This is a genomic window from Pseudomonas khorasanensis, assembly GCF_014268505.2.
GTDB lineage: Bacteria > Pseudomonadota > Gammaproteobacteria > Pseudomonadales > Pseudomonadaceae > Aquipseudomonas > Aquipseudomonas khorasanensis.
Genome location: NZ_JABWQP020000002.1, coordinates 581,335 through 596,181, shown reverse-complemented (window position 1 = coordinate 596,181; position 14,847 = coordinate 581,335). Strand labels below are relative to the sequence as shown.

The 14,847-nt window shown below is 59.6% G+C and carries 18 protein-coding genes; 1 reads left to right on the top strand and 17 read right to left on the bottom strand.

Features of this window, described 5'->3' with window-relative positions; genetic code table 11:
- Positions 1-4 precede the first annotated feature (4 nt).
- The 16 genes from HU727_RS08815 to HU727_RS08740 all read right to left on the bottom strand — a co-directional run bounded on the left by HU727_RS08815 (position 5) and on the right by HU727_RS08740 (position 13,054).
- A complete protein-coding gene (locus HU727_RS08815; RefSeq protein ID WP_186529553.1) occupies positions 5-610 on the bottom strand; it encodes a DUF4823 domain-containing protein in 606 nt (201 codons plus the stop codon).
- Between the two features lie 167 nt (positions 611-777).
- Positions 778-1,746: a GTP 3',8-cyclase MoaA gene (locus HU727_RS08810; RefSeq protein ID WP_186529563.1), complete on the bottom strand. Its 969-nt coding sequence runs from the start codon at positions 1,744-1,746 to the stop codon at positions 778-780.
- Positions 1,747-1,884: 138 nt separating this feature from the next.
- Positions 1,885-2,523 carry a TetR/AcrR family transcriptional regulator gene (locus tag HU727_RS08805; protein ID WP_186529565.1) on the bottom strand — a complete coding sequence of 213 codons (639 nt, stop codon included), beginning with the start codon at positions 2,521-2,523 and terminating at the stop codon, positions 1,885-1,887.
- Positions 2,524-2,875: 352 nt separating this feature from the next.
- Entirely contained in the window at positions 2,876-3,667 is a 792-nt protein-coding gene (locus HU727_RS08800) for a TatD family hydrolase (protein WP_186529566.1), read from the bottom strand.
- A gap of 13 nt (positions 3,668-3,680) precedes the next feature.
- Positions 3,681-4,037 carry a PilZ domain-containing protein gene (locus tag HU727_RS08795; protein WP_186529574.1) on the bottom strand — a complete coding sequence of 119 codons (357 nt, stop codon included), beginning with the start codon at positions 4,035-4,037 and terminating at the stop codon, positions 3,681-3,683.
- 42 nt (positions 4,038-4,079) lie between these two features.
- Complete coding sequence (locus HU727_RS08790) at positions 4,080-5,063, bottom strand: DNA polymerase III subunit delta' (RefSeq protein WP_186529576.1); 984 nt, start codon at positions 5,061-5,063, stop codon at positions 4,080-4,082.
- Positions 5,056-5,688 carry a dTMP kinase gene (tmk, locus tag HU727_RS08785; protein WP_186529578.1) on the bottom strand — a complete coding sequence of 211 codons (633 nt, stop codon included), beginning with the start codon at positions 5,686-5,688 and terminating at the stop codon, positions 5,056-5,058. The genes HU727_RS08790 and tmk overlap by 8 nt, the downstream gene beginning before the upstream one ends.
- 19 nt (positions 5,689-5,707) lie before the next feature.
- Complete coding sequence (gene mltG / locus HU727_RS08780) at positions 5,708-6,889, bottom strand: endolytic transglycosylase MltG (RefSeq protein ID WP_186529580.1); 1,182 nt, start codon at positions 6,887-6,889, stop codon at positions 5,708-5,710.
- Positions 6,890-6,892: 3 nt separating this feature from the next.
- Positions 6,893-7,708 carry an aminodeoxychorismate lyase gene (gene pabC / locus HU727_RS08775; RefSeq protein WP_186529582.1) on the bottom strand — a complete coding sequence of 272 codons (816 nt, stop codon included), beginning with the start codon at positions 7,706-7,708 and terminating at the stop codon, positions 6,893-6,895.
- A complete protein-coding gene (gene fabF, locus HU727_RS08770) occupies positions 7,708-8,952 on the bottom strand; it encodes a beta-ketoacyl-ACP synthase II (RefSeq protein WP_186529584.1) in 1,245 nt (414 codons plus the stop codon). Before fabF ends, pabC begins: the two co-directional genes overlap by 1 nt.
- Positions 8,953-9,060: 108 nt before the next feature.
- Entirely contained in the window at positions 9,061-9,297 is a 237-nt protein-coding gene (acpP, locus tag HU727_RS08765) for an acyl carrier protein (RefSeq protein ID WP_003175607.1), read from the bottom strand.
- Positions 9,298-9,493: 196 nt separating this feature from the next.
- Positions 9,494-10,237, bottom strand: a complete 744-nt coding sequence (fabG, locus tag HU727_RS08760) for a 3-oxoacyl-ACP reductase FabG (protein ID WP_034155354.1) — start codon at positions 10,235-10,237, stop codon at positions 9,494-9,496.
- Positions 10,238-10,253: 16 nt separating this feature from the next.
- A complete protein-coding gene (fabD, locus tag HU727_RS08755; protein WP_186529586.1) occupies positions 10,254-11,192 on the bottom strand; it encodes an ACP S-malonyltransferase in 939 nt (312 codons plus the stop codon).
- A 123-nt stretch (positions 11,193-11,315) separates the two neighbouring features.
- Complete coding sequence (plsX, locus tag HU727_RS08750) at positions 11,316-12,326, bottom strand: phosphate acyltransferase PlsX (protein ID WP_186529588.1); 1,011 nt, start codon at positions 12,324-12,326, stop codon at positions 11,316-11,318.
- A 4-nt stretch (positions 12,327-12,330) separates the two neighbouring features.
- On the bottom strand, positions 12,331-12,513 hold the full coding sequence (gene rpmF, locus HU727_RS08745) for a 50S ribosomal protein L32 (protein WP_003179396.1): 183 nt from the start codon (positions 12,511-12,513) through the stop codon (positions 12,331-12,333).
- Between the two features lie 13 nt (positions 12,514-12,526).
- Positions 12,527-13,054, bottom strand: coding sequence for a YceD family protein (locus HU727_RS08740; protein WP_186529590.1), 528 nt, complete (start codon positions 13,052-13,054; stop codon positions 12,527-12,529).
- 105 nt (positions 13,055-13,159) lie between these two features.
- On the opposite strand from HU727_RS08740, the gene HU727_RS08735 reads away from it, so the two are divergent.
- Positions 13,160-13,738 (top strand): Maf family protein, encoded by a 579-nt coding sequence (locus HU727_RS08735; protein ID WP_186529592.1) that lies wholly within the window; start codon positions 13,160-13,162, stop codon positions 13,736-13,738.
- A gap of 95 nt (positions 13,739-13,833) precedes the next feature.
- Here the strand turns inward: HU727_RS08735 and sppA are convergent, their stop codons facing one another.
- Entirely contained in the window at positions 13,834-14,823 is a 990-nt protein-coding gene (sppA, locus tag HU727_RS08730) for a signal peptide peptidase SppA (protein WP_186529594.1), read from the bottom strand.
- Positions 14,824-14,847 lie beyond the last annotated feature (24 nt).

The window sequence follows — 14,847 nt, the reverse complement described above, 5'->3', positions numbered from 1 at the left end:
TTGATTACCGGTCGCCGATCCCCAAGAGGCTGCGTGCGTACTGCGCCAGTGGCGGACCGATGAGGTCTTCGGGTTTGGCGTCGTGGAACGTCAGTAAACCGCCACGACTTTTGATGCGTGCAGTATCAATCAAATACTGGGTGCTGGTCTCGATCAACATGATTTGAATCACGCCACCATCGATACCGAGGCGATCCACGGCTTCTTGATCCAGCCACTCGTCGGAGTTGCCGATGCGGTCATCAGCCTTGGCGAAACGCGTATAGAGCAGGTAATGCGCACCAGCGTCGCGGGCTTCGCCCATTGCCTGATCAAGGCCTTCGGGTGCACGGGCGCGGCGGACCATCGGGAAGTATTCGACAAACCCTTTGAAGGCTTCTTCGGCCACCACGTTGGGCCGTGGGTACGAACCACCCGGCGGCGCAAACGCGCCCTGGGCGATGTAGATGAACGAATCCGGCTGAATGCGGAAGTTATTCACGCGGCGACTGTCGCTGTGATCCAGCAGCCCCGCGTCGCTCATGTGATAGCGAGTGCCTTCGGCCATATCGCTGACATTCATGCAGCCGCCAAGCGCCAAAACGGCCAGCAGCAAAACCAGGCTACGCATCCCTCATCCTCCAGAAGCCGGTGTCGGAAAACCGGCGAATGGCCGTTGAATGCAGCTTTTGCGCCAGCTCGACAAATTCAGTGATAGAGGCATTCGCGAGCAGGCTCGCTCCCACAATTGAAATGCAATCCAAATGTGGGAGCGAGCCTGCTCGCGAAGGCGGTTAATCAGCCGCCAATGATCTTCATGACGGTCGCACCACCGGAGAACGCCATCTCCTGCTTGTCACCCAACGCCTTGACCAGCAAACGTTGCAGTGCCGGCAAAGCCTGGTGGCGCGGTTTGTCGAGCAGATCGCCGACATAGTGGCGGTTGCTCGACGACAGGCAGCCATGCAGCCAACCGGTCGATGACAGGCGCAAGCGCGAACAGGTCCGGCAGAACGGCACGCTTTCGTTGGCGATCACGCCGAAGTTGCCCAGGCGCGGGATGGAATAGCGCACCGCCGTAGCGTCGACCGGCGCGTCGGTTTGTGCGTACTCGTAGCGCTCGCCGATCAGCGCCAGCAGCTGCTGCAGGCTGACGAACTGTTGCAAGAACGCGTTCGCATCCTTGGCCAGATGCCCCATGCGCATCAACTCGATGAAGCGCAGCTCGAAGCCGCGCTCCAGGCAGTAATCAAGCAATGGCATGACCTGGTCAAGATTCTGGCCGCGCAGGGGCACCATGTTGACCTTGATCTTCATGCCCGCCGCTTTCGCTTGATCCATGCCGTCGAGCACCGTGGCCAGATCACCGCCACGGGCGATGCTGCGGAATGCGCCGGCATCCAGCGTGTCGAGAGAGACGTTGATCCGGCGCAGACCGGCATCCACCAGCAGCGGCAGTTTTTTCGCGAGGAGCTGACCGTTGGTGGTCAGGCTGATGTCGTCCAGCCCCATCTTGCCGACGGCGCTCATGAACGATTCGAGTTTGGGGCTCACCAGCGGCTCACCGCCGGTGATGCGCAGGCGCTCGATGCCGGCCGCTTCGATCAGGTATTCCACACCGCGCGCCATGGCATCGGCGGACAGTTCGTCCTGCGCAGCCACCAACCGCTTGCCGTTCGGCACGCAGTAGGTACAGGCGTAATTGCAGGCAGACGTCAGGCTGATCCGCAAATTGCGAAAGCGCCTGCCTTGACGGTCAACGATCATGAAACACTCCGGCGAAAGGACATCGAGCGGCTAAAACTTGACTCACAAATCAAGTTTTAGCAAGCCCTATGCCTGAGTATATTCCTGAGGTACTGCGCCATGTTGCGAAAACACCGCGCAATCAGCTCGCTGAATGACTCAAGTGCTCGGTGTTTCCGGATCACGCTTGCGCTTGTTGCCCATGCGCACGCCGATGTCCATCAGGAACTGGAAGAAACCTTCCTGATCTTCCAGCACATTGCTCCAGAACGGCGAGTGATACAGCGCCACCGCGCCGTGCACCAGCGCCCAGGACGCGCAGTAATGGAAGTACGGCGGCACGTCTTCGAGCTTGCCTTCGCTGATCCGGCCCTTTATCAGCAGCGTCAGGCGTTCGAAGTTCGAGGCGCGAATCTTGTGCAACTCCTCGACCATCTCCGGCACCTGATTGCCCTTGACCACTTTCTCTTCGAGGCGGTCGAACAGGCGATAACGCTGCGGGTCGCGCATGCGGAATTCGAAGTAGGCGCGAGACAGCGCCTCCTTGTCCTTGTCGACATCCGCCGAATGCAGCAGCTCGTTCAGATCGCGCTCGTAATCGAGCATCAGGCGCAAGTAGATCTCGGCCTTGGATTTGAAGTGCTTATAGATCGTGCCTTTGCCGATACCCACGGCATCAGCAATCATCTCGACGGTGACACTGTCTTCACCTTGTTCGAGGAACAGCTTGAGCGCGGTATCGAGAATTTCCTGCTCGCGGCGACGAAATTCACGGACCTTACGAGGTTCTTTATGCATAAGAAAAAGGTCTGAAGGGTCAAAATTCGAAGCCGCGTATTATGCCTAACTTGCGCAAAAATGCACGGATCATCCGACCGTATCTGCGTTTCTTGTTCATTTTGGGAACGATTCAGCCTCAATGAGAACTCAACCGAAGCAATCGTATTCCAAAATTGTTTAAAAACGCCGACCGGCTTACTGGACGACGCGCCAGACTGATCAATACTTGAACTGTCGGGCGACATCTCCCCCAAGTGTCGCGCCGATAAAGGTACCAACGGACCGCGTGCCTTTGTTTTACTCCTAATGGTCTTAACCCGGATTCACCCCCCAGAACCCGGGTTTTTTTTGCCTGCGATTCAGCCAGCCGTCATACGGCGGATTTAACACTCGCCAATGGGAACAGCCGCTTGAAGTTCTCCGTGGTCTGCTCGGCAAAGCGCTCGTAGTTCTCTCCCCGCAGCATCGCCAGAAACTCCGCCACTTCACGCACGTACTGCGGCAGGTTCGGCTTGCCGCGATAAGGGATCGGCGCAAGATACGGCGAATCGGTTTCAACCAGGAGGCGATCGGCTGGCACCTTGCTAGCCACATCACGCAGGGCGTCGGCATTGCGAAACGTGACGATGCCCGACAGGGAAATGTAATACCCCATGTCCAGCGCCGCCTTGGCCATGTCCCAGTCTTCGGTGAAGCAATGCAAAACGCCGGCCTGGGGCAAGGCTGCCTCGCGCAGCAGTTCGAGGGTGTCGGCGCGGGCGCCACGGGTATGGATGATGACCGGTTTGCCGGTCTGCTGTGCAGCTTGCAGATGCAGACGAAACGACTCTTGCTGCAACTCGGCGGCTTCCGGCTCGTAGTGATAATCCAGGCCGGTTTCGCCGATGGCGACCACTTTCGGGTGATTGAGCTCCTGCAGCAGCCAGTCCAGTGCAGGCGCCCCGCCCGGCTGCACATCCAGCGGGTGCACACCCACCGAGCAATCAACGTCGTCGTAGCGCTCGGCAAGCGCCTTGACGTCGGCGGCGTTGTCGGCGCTCACGCCGATACACAGGAAATGCCCGACTCCGCGCTGACGTGCTGCATCGAGTGCAGCATCCAGCGAGCCGTCATGGGCGGCGAGGTCGAGGCGATCGAGGTGACAATGGGAATCTACGAGCATAAAAGACTGCAACTTACATCGTATGAGTGGGACGGTCGGATTTCAGCGCTCCGGCCAGATGAGTTTCGATGCGACTGCGCGCGGTGTTGTCGCCGTCATTGAACTGCACGCCGACACCGGCCGCACGGTTGCCCTGCGCACCTTTGGGCGTGATCCAGGCGACTTTGCCGGCGACCGGAATTTTTTCCGCTTCGTCCATCAGGTGCAGGAGCATGAACACCTCGTCGCCCAACTTGTAGCTTTTGTTGGTCGGGATGAACAGGCCGCCATTCTTGATGAACGGCATGTAGGCGGCGTAAAGCACGGACTTGTCCTTGATGGTCAGGGACAAAATGCCGTTACGCGGCCCTGGGCTGACAGGTTCAATCATGTTCACCTCCACTGCTGATAGTCAGAGTCTAGGTACACATTCTTATCTTTGACCAGGCAATCCCGCCCATTGCACCAACAATGCTTCGAGCAGCAGTGCCGGGTTGAGATTGGCCTTGCTCAGTACCTTCTGACGCTGAGCGAGAATCCAGTCCTGAATATCGAGCACCTTGCCTTGCGCGCTTTTCTGAGCCAGGTACTGCACGACCTTGCGCATGTCGGTGAGGCCGAGGCCTGCTTCGTCCTGGGTCAGTTGATAACGCAGGATCAGACTCGACCAGTCGCAGAACCAGTCGAACAGGCGCAGCATCGGAATGTTTTTCCACTCTTCAGCCAACTGCGTCGGCGATTGCTGCTGTTTGAGCAATTTTTTCACGCCTTCGACCACTTGCGCGCGCTGTTCACGCACGCCCTGAGATTGCAGGCTGACTGCCATTAATGGCGACCCGGCGGCCAACGTCAGCAGTTCGACGCGTTCCTCTTCGGAGCAATCCGGTAGTGCCTGCGCCAGCCATTGGAGGCTCATCGCCTCGCCGGGCAGCGGGCAGGCCTGTTGCACGCAACGGCTTTTGATGGTCGGCAGCAGACGACTGGTCTGATGGCTGACCAACAACAGGACGGTATCGCCAGAAGGCTCTTCAAGGCTTTTGAGCAAGGCGTTGGCGGCGTTGATGTTCATCGACTCCACCGGCTCGATCAGCACCACTTTGCGCCCGCCCATCTGCGCGGTCTGCACCACGAAACTGACCAGATCGCGCACCTGATCGACCTTGATCGCCTTGTCGGCCTCTTCCGGTTCAAGAATGTAATTGTCCGGGTGGCTACCAGCCTTGAGCAGCAAGCAGGACTTGCACTCACCGCACGCCTCGGGCGTCGGTCGCTGACACAGCAGGCTGGCCATCAACCGTTCGGCCAGCGCACGTTTGCCGATCCCGGCCGGGCCGTGCAGCAGATAGGCGTGGGCATGCTGGCTGCGTCCGGCCAGTTGCTGCCAGAGACTGTCCTGCCATGGATAGGCCTCAGCCACGGCTCAGCTCCAGCAAATTAGGGAGCAAGGTATCCAGCGATTGTTGAACCTTGGCCAGCGGCTGGCCGGCATCAATGCGCACATAACGCGCAGGATCGGCTTCGGCGCGCTTGAGAAACGCATTGCGCACGTTCTCGAAAAACGCTCGGCCTTCAAGTTCGAAACGATCCAGCCGCCCCCGGGCACTGGCGCGGGCCAGGCCGATTTCAACGGGCAGATCGAAAATCAGCGTCAGGTCAGGACGCAAGCCGCCCTGGACGAACGACTCCAGCGTGGCGATGCGTTCCAGCGATAAACCCCGGCCACCACCTTGATAGGCGTACGTCGAGTCGGTAAAGCGATCACACAGCACCACTGCGCCACGGGCCAGCGCCGGGCGAATGACCTCGGCCAGATGCTGCGCGCGAGCGGCGAAGACCAGCAACAGTTCGGTGTCCGGGTTCATCACTTCATCAGCCGGGGCCAGCAACACGTCGCGTATCCGCTCGGCCAGCGGCGTACCGCCGGGCTCGCGCGTCAGCACAACCTCGACACCCGCAGCCCGCAGGCGCTGCGCCAGGTATTCGCGATTCGTGCTCTTGCCGGCGCCTTCCGGGCCTTCCAGGGTAATAAACAAGCCAGTCACAGGCAGTCCTTTTTCAAAGTCATTGCGCGTTTTGAGGTGCTGCGGCGTCCGGTACCGGGGCTGGCGCCGGCTCTTGCGGCGGCACCTGCGGCAGCGACTCGGGCGCGGTGTTCGGCGAGGCCGCCGGAATCGCATCATCGGTTTCGGGCGTGGTTGGCGGCGTGGTCACCGGCGCCGGGCTGGAACGGTAATCGGCACGGCGCTTGAGCTGGTACTCGCGCACGGCATTGTTATGCGCATCGAGGTCATCGGAAAACACATGGCTGCCGTCGCCACGGGCCACGAAATAGAGACTGGTGCCCGCCACAGGATTCAACGCAGCGTGAATCGCTTCGCGCCCGACCATCGCTATCGGCGTGGGCGGCAAGCCGGGGATCACGTACGTGTTGTAAGGCGTCGGTTCTTTCAGATGCGCGCGGGTCAGTTTGCCGGTATAGCGATCACCCAGGCCATAGATCACCGTGGGATCGGTCTGCAACTGCATACCCAGCGCCATGCGCCGCACGAACACGCCGGCAATCTGGCCGCGCTCCTGCGGTACGCCGGTCTCTTTCTCGACCAGCGAGGCCATGATCAGCGCTTGATAGGGTTCGGTGTAAGGCACATCGGCGGAACGCTGTGCCCATTCTTTGGCGAGCACTTCGTCGAGACGATCGAACGCTTTTTTCAGCAGCTCGGCATCGGACATGCCGCGCACGAAGCGATAGGTGTCCGGGAAGAACCGGCCTTCCGGGAACAGCCCCTTGTGACCAATCTTCGCCATCACGTCGCTGTCGCTCAGCCCGTTGAGGGTCTGTTCGAGCTTGTCATCCTTAGCCAGCGCGGCGCGGACCTGATGGAAATTCCAGCCTTCGACGAGGGTCAGGCTGTACTGAACCACGTCACCACGCTTCCACGAATCGATCAGGCCGTTGACGGTCATGCCGGGCTGCATGCGGTACTCGCCGCTGTGAATCGGCGTACCGGCGAGGTTGAAGCGCCAGTAGACGCGCAGCCAGAACGCATCCTTGATGACGCCGTCTTTTTCGAGTTCAAGGAACGTGCGGGTCGGTGTAGAGCCTTTCGGTACATCCAGCAGTTCTTCCTGCCTGATGCTCAGGGGCTGTTCCAGCGCGGAATGAATTTTCCAGGCGCTGGCGCCCAGCAGCAGCCCTGCCAGAACCAGTCCGGTTTCCAGCAGCAGCAATAGTTTACGTCTCACGAATCAGGCATCCAGTAGCGCGCGGGCAATGGTTTGCAGTTTACGGGTGAGCGGCCCAACCGGCCAGCTCAGCGCAGCATAGGCGCGTACCGGCCAGATGCCGTACACGCTGTTACAGACAAAAACTTCATCAGCCCATTGCAGCTGTTCGAGGCTGATATCGGCGATTTGGATGGGGATGGCCAATGACTCGGCCTGAAACAATAATTCGGCGCGCATCACCCCGGCGACTCCGCAGCGCTGCAAATCGGGCGTCATCAGCACACCGTCTCGCACCAGAAACAGATTACTGAACACGCCTTCGATCACTCGCCCGGCCTGATCAAGCATCAAGCCTTCGGCGTGCTCGCTGTCTTGCCATTCGGCGCGGGCGAGAACCTGTTCAAGACGATTGAGGTGTTTGAGCCCGGCGAGCAGAGGTTGCCTGGACAGACGCGTGTTGCACGGGAACAGGCGAATGCCGTGCTCACCATGAACCGCAGGATAAGCAGCAGGAGGGTTACCTTGCAGAATGCGCCGGCCCGGCGCAGCAGGGTCGGGCGCGTAACCACGCAAGCCATCGCCACGGGTGAGGATCAACTTGAGCACGCCCTCGCCCATTGCAGACCCGTAGGCGAGCAGCTCATGACGAATCACTTCGATATCTGCAGCGATAGCAAGACGCGAACAGCCCTCGGCCAGCCGCTTCAGATGCCGATCCAGCAGGATCGGCTGGCCGCCACGCACGGCAATGGTCTCGAACAGACCATCACCGTAAGCCAGGCCGCGATCTTTCAGCGACAGTGCGTGCGCTGGCTGACCGTCGACCCAGCAGTCCATCAGCCTGCGAACCGACGGAACGCCAGCGTACCGTTGGTGCCGCCAAAACCGAAGGAGTTGGACAGCACGACATCGATGTCCATGTTGCGCGCCGTGTGCGGCACGAAATCGAGATCGCAGCCTTCGTCCGGCTCATCCAGATTGATGGTGGGCGGCGCCACCTGGCTGTTGATCGCCAGCACGCTGAAGATCGCTTCAACCGCGCCCGCCGCACCCAACAGGTGGCCGGTCATCGACTTGGTCGAGCTGACGGCCAGCTTGTAGGCGTGATCACCGAACACCGACTTGATCGCGTTGGCTTCGGCGAGGTCACCGGCCGGGGTCGATGTACCGTGGGCGTTGATGTACTGCACCTGATCGGCGTTGATCTTCGCGTCGCGCAGCGCATTGGTGATGCAGCGTGCGGCACCGGCGCCATCGGCGGGAGGCGACGTCATGTGGAACGCGTCGCCGCTGGTACCAAAACCGATCAGTTCGGCATAGATGGTCGCGCCGCGAGCCTTGGCGTGCTCGAGCTCCTCAAGCACCAGGGCACCGGAGCCGTCGGACAGTACGAAGCCGTCGCGCCCCTTGTCCCATGGACGGCTGGCGCGGGTCGGCTCGTCGTTGCGCGTCGACAGTGCACGGGACGCGCCGAAGCCGCCCATTCCCAGACCGCAGGCAGCCATCTCGGCACCCCCGGCAATCATCACGTCGGCTTCGTCGTACATGATGTTGCGCGCCGCCATGCCAATGCAGTGCGTACCGGTGGTGCACGCTGTGGCGATGGCGTAGTTAGGTCCCTGTGCACCCAAGTGAATGGACAGGAACCCTGAAATCATATTGATGATCGAACCCGGCACAAAGAACGGAGAAATCCGGCGCGGGCCAGTCTCGTGCAGGGTGCGGCTGGTTTCTTCGATGTTGGTCAGACCGCCGATACCCGAACCCATGGCCACGCCAATGCGTTCACGGTTGGCATCGGTGACTTCCAGACCGGCGTTGCGCACGGCTTGAAAGCCTGCGGCGAGGCCGTACTGAATGAACAGGTCGAGCTTGCGCGCTTCCTTGACCGACAGGTATTCCTCGACATTGAAGCCTTTGACCGAACCGCCAAAGCGGGTCGAATAGGCAGAAAGGTCGGTGTGTTCGATCAGACCAATGCCACTGCGGCCAGCCAGAATGCCCTGCCAACTGCTCGGCACATCCGTGCCCAGTGGCGACAACATACCCATACCGGTGACTACGACGCGTCTACGCGACACAGCACTCTCCTTTTTCAAATGACGACTTTGCATCAGGCCTAAAGAAAAAACCGCACGCCATGATGGCAGTGCGGTTTTTCCATGACAGCAAGCAACGATTACAAACTATTACGCCTGGTGGCTGGTAACGTAGTCGATTGCAGCTTGTACAGTAGTGATCTTCTCAGCTTCTTCGTCAGGGATTTCGGTCTCGAATTCCTCTTCCAGAGCCATCACCAGCTCAACGGTGTCAAGGGAGTCGGCACCCAGGTCTTCTACGAAGGAAGCGGTGTTGACCACTTCTTCTTCTTTAACACCCAGTTGCTCGGCAACGATTTTCTTGACGCGCTCTTCGATGGTGCTCATACCTTGTTTTCACTCCTAATGGACAAATTCAGGCAGCTGGCCGGTGGGTAAGTGTATAGAAAGACTTTTCAGCTTTTCAACTGAAAGCTTCACTCCTCAAACCCTGCGACCCTCTGCCTATAAATAGATTGCAGCTTTATAACGGATTTTAGACAGCTCGTATGACATTTTTTTGAAGCAATCCGTCACATTTTACTCACATGTACATCCCACCGTTCACCGGAATTGTAGCCCCGGTGACGTATGCCGCACCGTCGGACGCAAGAAAAGCGACCACGGACGCGATCTCTTGAGCTTGTCCCAGACGACCCAGCGGAATCTGCGTCTGCAAGGCTTCACGCTGCGCTTCAGGCAGCTCGCGGGTCATATCGGTGTCGATGAACCCTGGGGTTACCGAGTTAACCGTAATCGAACGCGAACCGACTTCACGCGCCATCGCACGGCTGAAACCTTCCAGACCGGCCTTGGCGGCTGCATAGTTTACTTGGCCAGCGTTGCCCATGGCACCCACCACCGAGCCAATACTGATAATTCGACCCCAGCGCGCCTTGGTCATGCCGCGCAAAACGCCCTTGGACAGGCGATACAGACTGTTCAGGTTGGTATCGATCACGTCGTACCACTCGTCGTCTTTCATGCGCATCATCAGGTTATCGCGGGTGATGCCGGCATTATTGACCAGAATCGCCACTGGCGCACCGAACTGCTCCTGAATACCCGCCAGCACGGCGCTGACCGATTCGTCGCTGGTGACGTTGAGTTCGAAACCCGCGCCCTGAATACCGTTTTCCTTCAGGGTCGCGGCGATGCGTTCGGCGCCCGACGCGGAGGTGGCGGTGCCAATAACGATGGCGCCCTGACGGCCCAGTTCCAGCGCGATGGCCTGGCCGATACCGCGGCTTGCACCGGTGACCAGTGCAACTTTACCTTGCAGACTCATGCAAGTTTCTCCTGATTCAGGCCTGCGCTGCGCGAGCGGCAGCGAAGGCGTCTGGGGTATTGAGGTTGGAAGTCGAAACGCCTTCGGCGCAACGCTTGTTCAGGCCAGCCAGTACTTTGCCCGGGCCGCATTCGACGAGATTGGTCGCGCCCCTGGCGGCCAGCGTCTGTACCGACTCGACCCAGCGCACTGGCTTGTAGAGTTGTTCGAGCAGATCGCGCTTGAGAGTTTCCAGATCAGCCGGCACCTGCGCGCTGACGTTCTGAACGACAGGAATCCGAGGCGCCTGCCAGTCGATGGCAGCGATGGATTCGGCGAAGCGCTCGGCGGCCGGACGCATCAGTTCGCAGTGCGACGGCACGCTCACTGGCAATGGCATGGCACGCTTGGCGCCACGCGCCTTGCAGCCCTCGATGGCGCGCTCGACCGCAGCCTTGGCGCCGGCAATCACAACCTGACCCGGCGAGTTGAAGTTGACCGCGCTGACGACTTCGCCTTGCGCCGCTTCAGCGCAGGCTGCCAGCACGTCGGCATCTTCCAGACCGAGGATGGCCGCCATGCCGCCCTGCCCGGCCGGAACCGCTTCCTGCATCAACTGACCACGGCGTTCGACGAGCTTCACCGCGTCGGCCAGCGTCAGGCTGCCAGCAGCGACCAATGCGCTGTATTCACCCAGGCTGTGACCGGCAACAAATGCCGGACGCTCACCGCCTTCAGCCAGCCACAGACGCCACAGGGCAATCGACGCGGTCAGAATGGCAGGTTGGGTTTTATCGGTTTGATTGAGCGACTCTTCCGGGCCCTGCTGAGTCAATGCCCAGAGGTCGTAGCCCAGCGCAGCAGAGGCTTCTTTGAAGGTTTCGAGGATCAGCGGATGTTGCGCGCCCAGCTCGGCCAGCATGCCGAGGGACTGCGAACCCTGTCCTGGAAAGACGAATGCGAGGGAAGCAGACATGTAACAAGCCCCTAATGATCTTGTCGTCGGAAAATGACGTCCCGTTCGGGACGCAAGAAACTGACAGTTTGGATGGCCCTTTGAACCGGGCGGTCACATTTAAGCATTGTCCGACGAAAACGCCTAAGACAACAAATCCTCCAGACGACCATGGAGACGCTCGGGCAAGTTCTCCTGGATCTCGATCAGCGCTCGCTGAATGGCACTCTGAAAGCCCTGAACCCCGGCCGATCCGTGACTTTTCACGACGATGCCCTGCAATCCGAGGAAGCTTGCGCCATTATGTCGCGCCGGGGCCAGATCAGCCTGCAGCCGTTTCATCAACGGCAGGGCCAGGGCGCCGACAACGCGAGAGGCGAGGTTTTTCTTGAACAAGGCTTCGATACGCCCGGCAATCATCGTCGCCAGACCTTCACTGGATTTGAGCAGGATATTGCCGACAAAACCGTCGCACACCACCACATCCGCCTCACCGCGATACAAGCCATCACCTTCGATGAAGCCGATGTAGTTGATCCCGCGTGCCGCTTGCAACAGCGTCGCGGCGAGCTTGACCTGCTGATTGCCCTTGATGTCTTCGGTGCCGATGTTCAGCAGCGCCACGCGCGGACGCGCAATACCCAGCGTCTGCGCCGCCACCGAACCCATTACCGCGAACTGCAGCAGATGCTCGGCACTGCAATCGACATTGGCGCCCAGGTCGAGCAACTGGCAATAACCCTTCTGCGTCGGAATCGCCGCCACCATCGCCGGGCGATCAATACCGGGCAGCGTCTTGAGCACGAACCGCGACAGGGCCATCAGCGCGCCGGTATTTCCGGCACTGACGCAGGCCTGGACCTTGCCATCGCGCAACAACTCAAGAGCGACACGCATCGACGAATCCGGCTTGCCACGCAAGGCCTGGGAAGGCTTTTCGTCCATGGTGATGACTTCGCTGGCCGGCACAATCGTCAGGCGCGCGCGATCGGCAGCCGATTGGCCGTTGATCAATGCTTCAAGTAGGGAGGGTTGACCGACGAGGGCCAGGTGCAGCGAGGGCGTAGCAGACAGGCAAGCGAGGCTGGCCTGAACAATGCTGCGGGGACCGAAGTCCCCGCCCATTGCGTCAATCGCGATGACTTGAGCGGACAAGTGATTACTCGTCAGCGCCCTTGTCGATCACTTTACGGCCACGGTATACGCCTTCTGGCGATACGTGGTGACGCAGGTGAACTTCACCGGTGGTTTTTTCTACAGACAGGGTGCTAGCCTCGAGAGCGTCGTGCGAACGGCGCATGTCACGGGCAGAGCGGGATTTTTTGTTCTGCTGAACAGCCATAATTGATTAACTCCTAAACGTTTGGGTCACGCTTTAACTGCGCCAATACACTGAACGGGTTGGACCGCGTTACCTCGTCCTCGCTCGGTTCGGGTTCATCTGCTCCCGCCGGCTGCTGGCATTCTTCCGGATGATGAGCAGGCACAATGGGCAAGGCGAGCAGAAGCTCCTCCTCGATCAGTGACTGCAGATCCAATGGATCTTCGCCCAGTTCCAGCACGTCATAACCTTTCGGTAACGACTGGGTATTCGCACCCTCCTTCACCACCGCGTAACTGCATTCGCTGTGGATCGGCAGGGTGACCAGCTCAAGACAACGCTGGCAAACCATTTTGACTTCGGTGTCGATAAAGCTGTGGATCACCACAGATTTACGTTCATCTCGTTCAAAAACGAGTTTTGCCTGCACCTTCCCGACGGTGTCGGAAAGCGGGTCGCAGAGTCTCTTCAAATCGGCCAGCAGCAGTTCACCTTGAAGGGTGGTGCCACGGTCAGCCAATTTGCGCGGGTCAACGTGAGGTGGAATCGGGTCATTCAACATAGGCGCAGCATTATAGGGATGCACCCACCCATGTCAAAGGAAATTGTGCCCTGTCCGTCACTTGCGTGCCTCCGCTAGAATCCGCACCTGACTCAGGAGACGCCAATGCTGCCTTTATTGCTTGCTTCAAGCTCGACTTACCGCCGGGAATTGCTCGCCCGGCTCCACCTGCCGTTCGTCTGCAGCTCGCCGGATATCGATGAAAGTCACCGCCCGGGCGAAACGGCAATCGAGCTGGTCAAGCGCCTCGCCGAACAAAAATCCCGCGCCCTGGCCGACAGCCACCCCGCCCACCTGATCATCGGCTCTGATCAGGTGGCCGTGCTTGACGAGCAGATCATCGGCAAGCCACACACGTTCGAGAACGCCCGTACGCAACTGATGGCAGCCAGCGGCGCCAGCGTGACATTCCTGACAGGACTGGCCCTACTCAACAGCGAGACAGGACAGTGCCAGGTCGACTGCGTGCCGTTCACCGTTCACATGCGCCAGCTCAGTGTGGAGCGCATTGAACGCTATTTAAAAATCGAACAGCCCTATGACTGCGCCGGCAGCTTCAAGGCCGAGGGTCTGGGCGTGAGCCTGTTTCAATCGACCGAAGGCCCGGACGCCACCAGCCTGATCGGGCTGCCGCTGATTCGCCTGATCGACATGCTGATCGCGGAAGGTGTGCAGGTGCCCTGAAAAGCAAAAGATCGCAGCCTTCGGCAGCTCCTACACGGTTTTATATTCCCATGTAGGAGCTGCCGAAGGCTGCGATCTTTTGACGTTGAAACGAACTATCGCAACGAAGGCCCGTGAAAACCCATCCACATTGCCAATTGCTCCGCCACGCTGGCGCCGAGCTTTTTCGAGAAGCGGTCGAACGGCGATTCCTGAACGGTGAAATCCACCAGCTCTTTCTCGCCAATCACATCACGCGCTACCGAACTGGCGCTGCCGAGCCCATCGATCAGGCCCAGCGGCAACGCCTGCTCACCCGACCAGACCAGCCCCGAGAACAGCTCTGGATGCTCTTTATCTTTCAGACGCTCGCCACGGCCCTGCTTGACGCTATTGATGAACTGCTTGTGCGTGGTGTCGAGCACGCTTTGCCAGAATGCCGTTTCTTCAGGCTTCTGCGGCTGGAACGGGTCAAGGAACGATTTGTGCTCGCCCGAGGTGTAGGTGCGACGCTCCACGCCAAGTTTCTCCATGGTGCCGACAAAACCATACCCCGCCGCCGTCACCCCGATGGATCCCACCAGGCTGGCCTTGTCGGCATAGATCTGATCCGCCGCACTGGCAATGTAATAGGCACCGGATGCACCCAGATCGGAAATCACCGCGTACAGCTTGATCTCAGGGTGCAGGCCACGCAGACGCTTGATTTCGTCATAGACGTAACCAGACTGCACCGGGCTGCCGCCCGGGCTGTTGATGCGCAGGATTACGCCCTTGACCTTTTTGTCTTCGAACGCCGCCCGCAGGCTGCCAACGATGTTGTCGGCGCTGGCCGGTTCCTTGTCGGCGATCATGCCCTCGATGTCGATCAGCGCGGTGTAGTTCGGGCCGCGCGCGGCGCTTTTTTCCAAGTCCATCAGCGGCGTGAACAGAATCAGCGCAACGAACAGATAAACAAACGTCAGCAGCTTGAAGAAAATCCCCCAGCGCCGCGAGCGACGCTGTTCCTGCACACCCGCCAGCAGGGTCTTTTCCAACAGCTTCCAGCTTTTCGCGTCACCGTCGTCGGCACTTGCCTTGGCCGGTGCTTTCCATTCGTCGGTCATGCCATCTACCCCAGCAAAAACGTA